Source organism: Pseudomonas sp. SD17-1 (genome assembly GCF_029201585.1).
Taxonomy (GTDB): Bacteria; Pseudomonadota; Gammaproteobacteria; order Pseudomonadales; family Pseudomonadaceae; genus Aquipseudomonas; species Aquipseudomonas palmensis.
Genome location: NZ_CP104044.1, coordinates 780,724 through 792,873 on the forward strand (window position 1 = coordinate 780,724; position 12,150 = coordinate 792,873).

A 12,150-nucleotide genomic window follows, 5' to 3' on the forward strand; every position below is an offset into this window, starting at 1 on the left:
CCTGCGTTAGTTCACTGCCCCGGCCAGCCAGCATGGCCGGCCGGGGCAGCCTGTCACCCCAGTTTTTGCAGCGGGAGGAACATCGGATGTTCTCAGCGGCCAACCAGCCCCATTTCACCCTGACCCTGGACGGGGTCGACAGCGACTTTCAGGTGCTGTCGTTCAGCGGGCGCGAAGCGCTCAGCCAGCCGTTCGAATTCGAACTGGAGCTGGTCAGTGAACGGGCGTCGCTGAACCTCGAATCCCTCCTGCACACGCTCGCCTTCCTGCAGCTGTCGCCCAGCGGCAGCGGCATTCACGGGCTGGTCTACAGCGCCGCGCAGGGCGAGGCGGGGCGGCGCCTGTCGCGCTACCGGCTGGTGCTGCGCCCGCAGCTGGCGTACCTGGCACACCGCATCAACCAGCGCATCTTCCAGCACAAGACGGTGCCGCAGATCATCGCCCAGGTGCTCGAAGAGCACGGCATCCTCGCCAGCGACCACCGCTTCGTGCTTGGCGCGGTGTACCCCGAGCGGGTGTACTGCGTGCAGTACGACGAGTCCGACCTGCACTTCATCCAGCGCCTGTGCGAGGAGGAGGGCATCCACTACCACTTCCAGCACAGCCCGCAGGGCCATGCGCTGGTGTTCGGCGACGACCAGACCGTATTCCCCACGCTGGCCCCGGTGGCCTACCAGCAGGACACCGGGCTGGTGGCCGACGTGCCGGTGATCAAGCGCTTCGGCCTGCGCCTGGCCACGCGCACCAGTCGCACCACGCGGCGCGACTACGACTTCACCAAACCGCGCATCCAGCTTGAAAGCGACGCCGACAGCGGCGCCGCGCCGGACCTGGAAGACTACGACTACCCGGCCCGCTTCAGCGACCGCGCGCGCGGCAAGCACCTGGCCACCCGCGCGCTGGAGCGCCACCGCAGCGACTACCGCCTGGCCGAGGGCCGCAGCGACCAGCCGAGCCTGGTCAGCGGGCATTTTCTGAGCCTGACCGAGCATGCCAACCCGGCCTGGAACGACCTGTGGCTGCTCACCGAAATCATCCACGAAGGCAAGCAGCCGCAAGTGCTCGAAGAGGTGATCAGCAGCGACGTCACCGACCTCAAGGACGACTTCCACCAGGGCTATCGCAACCGCTTCTGCGCCACGCCGTGGGACGTGCCCTACCGTCCGCCGCTGAGGCATCCCAAGCCCAAAGTGCTGGGTGCGCAACGTGCGGTAGTGACCGGCCCCGAGGGCGAGGAGATCTATTGCGACGAGTACGGCCGGGTCAAGGTGCAGTTCTTCTGGGACCGCGAAGGCCAGTCGGACGACAAGACCACCTGCTGGATGCGCGTGGCCTCCAACTGGGCCAGCCAGAGCAGCTTCGGCGCCATCTCGCTGCCGCGTGTGGGCATGGAGGTGCTGATCACCTTTCTGGAAGGCGACCCCGACCAGCCGCTGATCACCGGGTGCCTGTACCACGGCGCCAACCTGCCGCCGTACCGATTGCCCGACTTCAAGACCCTGGCCACGGTCAAGAGCAAGGAATACAAGGGCAGCCGCAGCAACGAGCTGCGCATCGACGACACCACCAGCGAGATCAGCATCGCGTTGCGCAGCGACCATGGCGCCAGTGCGATCAACCTGGGCTACCTGACCCACCCGCGCCCCTCGGGCGGCCAGCCGCGGGGCGAGGGTTTCGAGCTGCGTACCGACCGGCATGGCGCCGTGCGTGCGGCGGCGGGTTTGCTGCTGACCACCGAGCCCCGGCATCACGAAGCCAAGCACCACAAGGACCTGCCCGAAACCGCCGAACGCCTGGCCACCGCCAGCGAGCAGCAGGACGGCTTTGGCCAGCAGGCGCGTGAGGTGCAGGCGCAGGAGGCGGGCGATCAGGACGAGGTGGCCAAGGCCCTGCATGCGCAGCACCAGGGCATCGTCGGCAGCGGCCCGACCAACCAGAGCGCCAACGAATTTCCCGAGTTCAGCGAACCGCACCTGGTGCTGGCCAGCCCGGCGGGCATCGCCCTGACCACGCCGCGCTCGACGCATGTCGCGACCGGTGAACACCTGGCGTTGAGCAGCACCGGGCATACGAGCCTGTCGATCGGCAAGCGGCTGTTGGCCAGTGCCAGCCAGGGCATGCGGTTGTTCGTGCAGAACATGGGCTGGCGGTTGGTGGCGGCGTCGGGCGATATCGATATCAAAGCGCTGAAAGACAGCATCAACCTGTTGGCCAAGCTCGACATCAACGCCAATGCCGACCGCATCACCCTCACCGCCAAGACCGAACTGGTGGTGCAGGGCGGCGGCAGTGCCACCACCTACAACGCCAGTGGCATCACCCACGTGACCACCGGGCCGTACACCGCGCACGCGGCGAACTTCGCCCATGTGGGGCCCAAGAGCCTGGCCGGGACCTTCCCCGAGCCGCCGAAACCGGGCAAGGGCGATCTGGAGTTGCTGTACCAGTACGCCAACAGCAAAGGCGTGAAAACCGGCGACTACAACGTGACCGACGCACTGGGCAAATCGATCAAGGGCACGCTCGACGCCGACGGCTTCAACCTCGCCAGCGGTGCCGCCCTCGGCCCGCTGTGGGCCGACTTCGGCCTGGACCCGGCTGACACCTGGGCCGAAGCCAGCCACTTTGGCGCCAGCACGTGGCCGCTCAGCCCCTCACTCGACGATATCGCACCCGGCCAGCAATCAGTGGTCGGCGAGGTGCTGGGCGCGGCCAGGGATGGCCTGAAGAACGGCAAGGCACTGGTGCAGCAAGGCATGGACAAGGGCAAAGGACTGGTACAGGACGTTATGGCACAAGGAAAGACAATGGCCCAGGGCCTCATGGGCCCCGGTGGCTCTGCAGTGATGGACGATGGCAAGGCGCTTGCGGGCAGCGGGCTGCAACTGGCCAGAAGTGGCCAGGCGGCCTTGCAGCAGGCACAGCAGGTGGGCGCTGCACTCAAGGGCGAGCCTGCCGCGATGGCCGGCCTGGCCAGTAGCGTGGTGCCCGGCGCAGCGGCGTCGCTGGAAGCGGCAAGGGCGCTCAACACCTTGCCCGGTCTGGCCCAGCCGACCTTGCCGAGCAGCCCGGCCAAGGCTCTGGCCAGCCGCGAGGTGCTGGCATGAGCGAGTCCGCCAAACCCCGCGAACCCCAGGTCGCGGTCGCCCCGCTCAACACCATCGACGCCAAGGACGTGGGCCGCGGCGCCGCCGAATTCGACGCCTGGCTGCAATCGATCAGTGGTGGCACCGTCACCCTGGAACGCATCAAGTCCGTGGCCGGCGCCTTGCCGGTGGTGGGCAACATCATGGCCCTGGTGGATGCACTGGGGGACGTGGTCACCCTGGTCAAGAGCAAGCAGCGCGAGGTACTGGACTGGGTCAGCCTGGGCATCAACCTGATCGGCGTACTGCCGGCACCGCCGACCATGGCGGCCGCGCGCATGAGCCTGCGCCCGACGTTGTTTCTGGTGCGCCAGGAGCTGCGCAACAGCGCCAAGATGCTGCTGGGCGACTCGCTTATCCAGGTGCTGATAGGGCACCTGAACGCCACCATCGCCGGCACTATCGACGACTTCGTCACCCAGGCCAAGCCCAGGCTGGCCGAGATTCTTGACGCAGCGGGTGCGAAGGGCACCCAGATGCTCGGCGAAATCGCCGATGGCCTGGACGCCGTGGCCACCGGCCAGCTCGATGCCAGGAGCGACCGCACGGCGATGAGCCAGCAGTTGTCTGCGGCTGGCGACCAGCTCACGCACAGCCCCAGGGCGGCGATCAGGAATATCTTCGGTGCGATGCACAGTGCCTGCAAGGCTGCGGGCAAGGGGGTGGTGAACAGCGCCGTGAGCAAGCTGGTGTCGGATGACATCAAGGCTCAGGTACTGGCCCAGACCGGGCAGTTGCGCAAGCTGGGGCCGGAGTTGGCGCGCCAGTTGAACAGGCTGGCGGACCCGTCGCTGGCGATGAGCATCGGTTCGATGCTCAATGTGCTGGACGGCGCCGTGAAGGGCTTTCGAAAGCGCAACAAGAACGGGCAGTCGGGCGTGAGCAAGCCGGGCACCGTGACCCAGGTGGAACGGGAGAAACCCAAGGGGGAGCTGGGGGCGACGGCCAGGCAGCATGAGGCGACGTCTACTCCCAGCCCCACGCGCCGCAGGTGTCCTCCGGAACCGAAAAGCCACTCGAACCACGCGATCAGTTTTTCGTTGGGCTCCGAGTTCATCATTCATACCGACTTTGTTCTGCCGGGTGCCTTCCCCATCGAGTGGCAGCGTATCTACCACTCACGCCTGGCCGAGTACGATCAGGGCAGCCTGGGTGCGCGATGGATCACTGAGTTCACCACACGTATCGATGTGGTCGACATGGGCCTGCTGTTTCATGACCACGATGGCCGCAGCCACGCGTTCGACCTGCCCAAGGTCGAGAAGTCGAAGTACAACGCCATCGAGGACCTGCTGCTGGTACGCAGTCGTGAAGACGAGCTGGTGATCTGCCGCGGTTTTGATCGCAAGGAGTATTACCTGCGCGTGGGCGAGCGCTATTACTTGCAGAAGATCCTGCTGCAGAACGACGCCGGTTGCATGCTGCATTACGAGCACCGCCACGATGGGCGCCCGGTGCTGTCCGACATCATCACCTTTCAGGGCGACATGAGTGACGTGCACCGTCACCTGGGCACCCTGATCGATGACCACGGCCACCTCACCGGCCTGTGGGAAATGCACGACGGGCAACCGCTGCGCCAGCTGTGCGCCTACCACTACGATGACCACGGCGACCTGATTGCCGCGCAGGACGAGCACGCCGCCACCTGGCACTACCAGTACCAGAACCACCTGGTAACCCGTTACACCGACCGTACCGGTCGGGGCATGAACCTGGAGTGGAATGGCAGTACGTTCGATGCCAAGGCCATCCACGAGTGGGCCGATGACGGTAGCTACGACACGCGTCTGGAATGGGACGAAAACATTCGGCTCACCTACGTCACCGACGCCTATGGCCAGGAGACCTGGTACTACTACGACATCCTCGGCCACTTGTACCGCATTCGTCACCCCGACGAACGTTCGCAATGGCTGTTCCGTGATGAACGCAAGAACCTTCTGCGCCACGTCCATCCGGATGGTAGCGAGGATCGCTACGACTACGACGAGCAAGGCAGCGTGGTGCGGCATATCCGTGCCGACCACAGCCAGGTTCACTTTGCCTACGACGACCGCCGTCGCCCGATCAGGATCCGCGACGCCGAGGCCGGTGTGTGGGAACGCCAGTACGACCTCAAGGGCAACCTCAGCGAAACCGTCGACCCGCTGGGCAACAAGACCGAGTTCGCCTACACACCCTCCGGTCTGGTCAAGGCGATCAAGGACGCCAACGGCAACGAAAAGGCGCTGGTGTACAACGACGCCGGGCAACTGGTCGAGTACACCGACTGCTCGGGCAAGACCAGCAAATGGGCCTATGACGATATCGGACAGTTGGTGCAGTTCACCGATGCCGCCGGCAACAAGACCCAGTACACGTACAAGGCCGGCCAGCTCGCCCTGGTCATCCATCCGGACAAGACCGAAGAGCGCTTCGAGCGCGATGCCGAGAGTCGCCTGCTGGCCCACGTCGATGCCCTCGACCGCTGCACCACCTGGACCTACACCGTCGCCGGGTTGCTCGCCGAGCGGGTCGACGCGGCCGAAAACACCCTGCGTTACCGCTGGGACAAACTGGGCCGCCTCACGGGTCTGGAAAACGAAAACGAAAGCCACGCCAGTTTCCGCTACGACCCGGTCGGCCGTCTGCTGGAAGAGAGCGGCTTCGACGGCCTCACCACGCGCTACCAGTACGACACGAACACTGGGCGCCTGACCTCCACCCACGTCGGGCAACGCCGCCTCGACGTCACCTTCGATCCCGTCGGCCGTCTCATTTCCCGCGTGGCCAGCCAGGGTGACCAGCGCGAGGAAGAAACCTTTGCCTACGACGGCAACGGCAGGCTGATCCAGGCCATCAACGCCGCGAGCAAACTGCAGTGGTTCCATGACGAGGCCGGCAACCTCGTTCGTGAACACCAGCACTACCTGGCCACCGGCACCCCGATGGTCGCGGTGTGGCAGCACGAGTACGACGCCCTCAACCTGCGTACCTCCACCACTCGTCCGGACGGGCACAAGGTCAGCTGGCTGACCTACGGTAGCGGTCATCTGTTGGGCATGACGGTCGATCAGCATGAACTGCTGGCCTACGAGCGCGATGACCTGCACCGCGAGGTTGTGCGGCATCAGGGCAACAGGTTGAGCCAGACTCAGGCGTGGGACCCGGCGGGGCGCCTGCAGGAACAGCTGCTGGGCAGCCAGAACGGCAAATCGACCCTGCTCAAGCGTGAGTATCAGTACGACGCGGTAGGCCAGCTGACCGACATCCACGACACCCGTCGTGGTCATCTGGCCTACCAGTACGACCCGATTGGCCGCCTGTTACAGGCCACCAGCCGCCTGGGCGTGGAGACCTTCGCCTTCGACCCGGCCGGCAACCTGCTGGATGACAAGCACCACGAGCCGACGCGGCCGCTGGAGCGCACGCCAAAGCGCAACCGTTTGATGGACAACCTGCTGCGCGAGTATGCGGGCACGCATTACACCTATGACGAGCGGGGCAACCTGAGCCACCGGTTGCACAACGGTGTGCAGTCCCGGTTCACCTGGGACCTGTTCGACCGTTTGCAGGCTTACAGCGACGAGAAGCTCAAGGTCGAGTACAGCTATGACGCCCTCGGGCGACGGTTGCACAAGCACTCGACGGCGCATTACTGGAACAAACCTGAAGCCGGTACTGGCTGGAACCAGCTGGAGCGAGCCAAGCGCCAGCGCGAGCTGAACTGCGGCTTCACCCTGTTCGGCTGGGACGGCGACACCCTCGCCTGGGAAAGCTCGCCTGCGCAGGATGAAGGTGACACCGGGCGCACGGTGCATTACCTGTACGAGCCGGGCAGCTTCGTGCCGGTGGCACAGGCTCTGCGCAAAGCCCCGATACGGTTGTACAAGGAGCCGGACTGGAGCAACCGCCCCTACGATATCGACCAGGACCCGCTCTGGCAGCAAGCGGCCTCGCCACAACCCTTTGATGCGATTGCGTGGTACCAGTGTGACCACCTGGGTACGCCGATGGAGCTGACCGACCACAACGGCGACGTGGCGTGGTCGGCGCAGTACAAGGCGTGGGGCGAGGCGAAACAAGAACGTTCGGCCTGGGCGAAACAGGTGGGGTTGAACAACCCGATCCGCTTTCAGGGCCAGTATCACGACCATGAGACGGGTCTGCACTACAACCGGTATCGGTACTATGATCCGGCGGTTGGGCGGTTTGTTGGGCAGGATCCGATTGGATATGCGGGCGGGTTGAACCTGTTTGCGTATACGCCGAATCCGGTTTATTGGGTGGATACACTGGGGCTGACGCCAACGCCTCTAGATGCTCCTGGCTACGCTGTTTATGGGCTCTATAATCCAGGGGAAAAGAAACCCTTCTATGTGGGGCATACAGTTCAGAAAAAAGAAGTTCGCGAGCAGCAACATAAACAAACAACTAGATTGGGGAGCGGTGAGCTGCGAGTGATTGAAAGCGATTTGACATATACTCAGGCAAAAGGTAAGGAGCAGTACTATGTTGAAGCCTACGATACTAAGAAAGGATTTCCAGGGAATGTGATTCAACCAATTGATAAAGCTCGTACAGATGAACGAGGCTTGTCTCATTTGGCTGAATATGAGAAGGCAAAAAGTAATGCTGTCATTTGCGAGATCTAGGGGTGTTATGAGAAAAATTGATAAAAACATCAGGCCGGGAGACCTGTTTTATATTCCGGCTATGAGCCCGGAGAATGAGGTGGGCGTTGTCGTTGCTAGATACATCGAAGACGTCCCAGGGAATGTTGGAGCATTAATTGAGGTTTTCAAGAAGTTCTACTTGGCTTTCCCGGTCGGCAAAGATGAAGTTGATATGAGTGAGCGTTTATTTAGACCAGTGTTATGCTCGTTTTGTTTTTCAGAAGTGCCAAGGTGGCGAATATTTGCCCATGATAGTGATTATGATAAGTCGGCGTCTGCGTATAGTGAGATTGTGTTTGAGTTTGTTCCGTATTTTTGGGTCGGCGGAATCAAAGTTGGGAAGGGGGAACTGAATGGTGGTGATGAGTTTGAAAAATCAATTTGTTGGAGGACGCTGCATCTGATATTCAGGGTGAATGCCCACTTGGCTGGCTATTTTAGTGCGAGTGATGCCTATGATTATCATAAGCTCCCGGTCTCCGAGCGTGTCGATAATAAGGAAGCAATTGCTAGAGTAATAGAACTCGCTGAGACGGTAGAGGCCAAGCTTAAGTCAGTCTCCAGTGCTAAAATTAAAAAGAAGTAGAGCGGTTCGGTTAGCATGAATAGCGAACTGCAAGAATGGATGACATGGGCTAGTAATGGTTGGCTTTAGCAAGGCAGCATTCAGTGGTCGAAGAGTTATATGTACCAAATTCATATAGGGTGCGCAGTGCTCTCGTTAAGTGCAGCGCACAAAGCCAGGGTGTTTTGGGGGATTAGAGGAGCGCCCGCAGCTACGACGATCAGGATCCGCTGTGGCAGGAGGCGAAAAAGCCACAGCCGTTCGACGCGATCATCTGGTACTAGAGCGACCACCTGGCACATCGATGGAGCTGACCGACCACAACGGATAGGTGGCGTGGGCGCGCAGTACAAGGCGTGGGGCGAGGTTAAACAGAGCGCTCGGCTTGGGCGAAGCAGCTAGGTTTTGTACAAAAAGTGTAGTCATCCAACGTTGTGAGAGCGGGCTTGCTCCGCGATCTTCCTCAACGCGGCAGCAAAGCCTCAATTCGCGGCGTCTTTGACACTATTTGATATCGAATACGGGAGCGCTTCGCACTCCATCGCGGGGCAAGCCCGCTCCCAAAGAATTTTTCGTAGAGAGCCTAGGGGTGAACAACCCGATCCGCTTCCAGGGGCAGTATCACGATGATGAGACTGGGCTGCACTACAACCGGTATCGGTACTATGATCCGTCGCTTGGGCGGTTTGTTGGGCAGGATCCGATCAGTTATGCGGGTGGGTTGAATCTGTTTGCGTATACGCCGAATCCGGTTGGCTGGATCGATCCATTAGGTCTTGCCGGAAATCCAGCCTATGCGACGCACGTTACATATCAGGGGACTGATGCCGCAACTGGGAAGCCACATGTAGGGTGTGTGAGTATGCCCGGGAAAAGAATCGATCAGGCTGTAATAAAATACAGATATAACGGTAATTACGATCTGTTTGGAGGGAATGCGCCAACTCCGTTATATCAAGGGTACGGGCAAGATGGAAAAGATACTGATCGAGGTTTGGAGCAGCATTACTTTAAACAAAATGATGGACTGCAAGGTACAGCAAATCGTCAAAATCCAGTTGGACAGAAAAATAAGAGGCGGCAAGAGAGTATGAGACGCCGCTGATCGGCACCTGAAATCTAAGGCGGCCAGCGATTCAATAATTTGTGAATTATGAAGGGGCAACTTTTTGGGTAAAAGAATAGTATGGAAATCAGGGCATTTTATCGTGCTTAAAGTTCGTGATGATTTGTATTCTGTAGCTCGTATGGTTGGTGAGGCTCAACTATGTATTTACGATATTTTTCATAATACCGACGAATGGGATAGCGCTGAGTGGTCAAAGGTGCGTCCTCTTTTTCACGTGCTTGTAGGTTCTGCAGTGCAGAAGAGGTTAGGTGTTAGGAAGATATCTATAGATGGCATGCCAGCAGAGTGCTTGTTGTCACAACGCTTCTGGATTTACCCTTACTCTTCTTTAGATGTTTCCCATTTTAAGGGGGGGCAAGGACACTTATGCGTCTTACGGTGGCCGATTAATAGACGTTGGAGAAAGTGAGGTTTTTTCCATTTATGGAGCTCCAGTTCTTAAGCACGATCTGTCGGTTCTAGACGATCGAGAGACTATTGAATCTCTAGAACTTACCAATATGTGGGGTGATCTTGACCTCTCCGACAGGTTAGCCCGCTATTACGATACGGGTGTCAATCGAGACGACCTTAAGTTTGAGGTTTTTCCAGGGCTCTGGGACGATCGTGAAAAGTTGCGGCCCCTGACACGTCGATTGCCCGTTCCATTGAGGTGACGAGTCCAGACACCTCGTTGATTCATCCGGCCCAGAACGTGCTGACCCGCGAGGTGCTGGCATGAGCGAGTCCGCCAAACCCCGCGAACCCTAGGTCGCGGTCGCCCCGCTCAACACCATCGACGCCAAGGACGTGGGCCGCGGCTCCGCCGAATTCGACGCCTGGCTGCAATCGATCAGTGGTGGCACCGTCACCCCGGTGTGTCAGCACAGCTTACCTAGAGTTTGTTTGATCGGCTGCACAGCTAAAACGACGACAAGCTCAAGCTCAAGGTCGAGTACAGCTATGACGCCCTCGGGCGAAGGTTGCACAAGCACTCGACGGCGCATTACTGGAACAAACCTGAAGCCGGTACTGGCTGGAACCAGCTTGAGCGAGCAAAGCGCCAGCGCGAGCTGAACTGCGGCTTCACCCTGTTCGGCTGGGACGGCGACACCCTCGCCTGGGAAAGCTCGCCTGCGCAGGATGAAGGTGACACCGGGCGCACGGTGCACTACCTGTACGAACCCGGCAGCTTTGTGCCGGTGGCGCAGGCTCTGCGCAAGGCCCCGATACGGTTGTACAAGGAGCCGGACTGGAGCAACCGCCCCTACGACATCGATCAGGACCCGCTCTGGCAGCAAGCGGCCTCGCCACAACCCTTTGATGCGATTGCCTGGTACCAGTGTGACCACCTGGGCACGCCGATGGAGCTGACTGACCACAACGGCGACGTGGCGTGGTCGGCGCAGTACAAGGCGTGGGGCGAGGCGAAACAAGAACGTTCGGCCTGGGCGAAACAGGTGGGGTTGAACAACCCGATCCGCTTCCAGGGCCAGTATCACGACCATGAGACTGGACTGCATTACAACCGGTATCGGTACTATGATCCGGCGGTTGGGCGGTTTGTTGGGCAGGATCCGATCAGTTACTTTGGTGGGTTGAACCTGTTCATATATGCGCCGAATCCGATTGACTGGATAGATCCATTTGGGCTGGCTAAACGGGGACCTAAGACCAATGGTGAAGGGCCGCATAACCAAGTCATTCATGCTTGGGGGCGAGAGGTTCAAGCATCAGGGGGTACCGTTCTAGCTGGAGGTGGCGTTGAAAAAGAGAATTTAATTAAAACTCCTGGAGGTAATAAAGAGGGACGCCGGCCGGACATTATCTATAGAGATGCTGATGGAAAAGTTGTCTATGGGAATGTAGGGAAAGTCAAAGCTGATGAGAGCACACCAGTCCCGCGCGAGCAAAAAGCTATGGAAGACTTACGTACCAAAACTTTAGGTGTCGATAGACCATCTGATGTTCAATTTCGACCTTATAATAAAAATTGTCCGTCGAGGTGAGTCATGGAAAAAACAGTTTTTATGGATTTTCAAGAGTACATTGGAGTGGTTAATGAATTGAGGGATGAAACTGGGTTTGGAGTGTATATCTCATACCGAATGAATGAACCATTTCTACTTGTAAAAGATAGGGGCTTTGTAAGGCTCGATTCATTTGAGATCTTTCCTCAGATGAAAATAATAATGGGCTCAGATCGCGACTTCTCCTTCAAGGGTAAAGCCCAGATTGAAGTTGACAGGAAGGATAAAGTTGGTTTTGTTCGTGCTTGCTATGGGGGGGAAGACGAATATGCTATTGGAGCAACAATTTTTAGTGGTGATAAATCTGAGTCTGAAAAAGTTATTGATCGTGTACTGACAAGAATTTTGAAGAAAATAGCACGCAAAGGTGTTAAGGACTCAGGGGGGAATGTTAGTTATGTTACCGATCGATATTACTGGACCGAAGGAGCGTTTGTTTCAGGGAAGAACTGGCATTTGTTCCTTGGGCGGGGAGTGGATAGGCCGAAAAACTCTTGTCCTGGATACTTTCCGAAGTAGCAAGTTTTTGGGGTTACTTGACTTTATGGTCGCGTAGGCTTGCTTTTTAAGATTGGTTCCTCTCTATCCGTCCGGGAATCTCAGCCGCCAACTGCACAGGAGTGCGCAGGTAGGTCACTTAGTA

Annotated in this window: 5 protein-coding genes and 1 pseudogene; all 6 read left to right on the plus strand. The window is 59.1% G+C overall.

Annotated features, from left to right (window positions below; all coding sequences use genetic code 11):
• The first annotated feature begins 86 nt into the window (after positions 1-86).
• The 6 genes and pseudogenes from tssI to N0B28_RS03535 all read left to right on the plus strand — a co-directional run bounded on the left by tssI (position 87) and on the right by N0B28_RS03535 (position 12,026).
• The gene (gene tssI / locus N0B28_RS03510; RefSeq protein WP_275730365.1) at positions 87-3,107 is read left to right on the plus strand and encodes a type VI secretion system tip protein TssI/VgrG; all 3,021 of its coding nucleotides are present in this window, start codon (positions 87-89) and stop codon (positions 3,105-3,107) included.
• Positions 3,104-7,783 (plus strand): RHS repeat-associated core domain-containing protein, encoded by a 4,680-nt coding sequence (locus N0B28_RS03515; protein WP_275730367.1) that lies wholly within the window; start codon positions 3,104-3,106, stop codon positions 7,781-7,783. The genes tssI and N0B28_RS03515 overlap by 4 nt, the downstream gene beginning before the upstream one ends.
• Before the next feature lie 7 nt (positions 7,784-7,790).
• The gene (locus tag N0B28_RS03520; RefSeq protein WP_275730370.1) at positions 7,791-8,390 is read left to right on the plus strand and encodes a hypothetical protein; all 600 of its coding nucleotides are present in this window, start codon (positions 7,791-7,793) and stop codon (positions 8,388-8,390) included.
• Positions 8,391-8,958: 568 nt separating this feature from the next.
• Positions 8,959-9,474 carry an RHS repeat-associated core domain-containing protein gene (locus N0B28_RS03525; protein ID WP_275730372.1) on the plus strand — a complete coding sequence of 172 codons (516 nt, stop codon included), beginning with the start codon at positions 8,959-8,961 and terminating at the stop codon, positions 9,472-9,474.
• Between the two features lie 905 nt (positions 9,475-10,379).
• Positions 10,380-11,135, plus strand: a pseudogene (locus N0B28_RS03530) (RHS repeat-associated core domain-containing protein); the annotation flags it as partial.
• A 354-nt stretch (positions 11,136-11,489) separates the two neighbouring features.
• Positions 11,490-12,026, plus strand: coding sequence for a hypothetical protein (locus N0B28_RS03535; RefSeq protein ID WP_275730373.1), 537 nt, complete (start codon positions 11,490-11,492; stop codon positions 12,024-12,026).
• Positions 12,027-12,150 lie beyond the last annotated feature (124 nt).

Bases quoted from the DNA above. Each gene is read 5' to 3' on its own strand.
- N0B28_RS03520 (WP_275730370.1), top strand. From the start codon at position 7,791: ATGAGAAAAATTGATAAAAACATCAGGCCGGGAGACCTGTTTTATATT.
- N0B28_RS03535 (WP_275730373.1), top strand. From the start codon at position 11,490: ATGGAAAAAACAGTTTTTATGGATTTTCAAGAGTACATTGGAGTGGTT.
- N0B28_RS03515 (WP_275730367.1), top strand. From the start codon at position 3,104: ATGAGCGAGTCCGCCAAACCCCGCGAACCCCAGGTCGCGGTCGCCCCG.
- tssI (WP_275730365.1), top strand. From the start codon at position 87: ATGTTCTCAGCGGCCAACCAGCCCCATTTCACCCTGACCCTGGACGGG.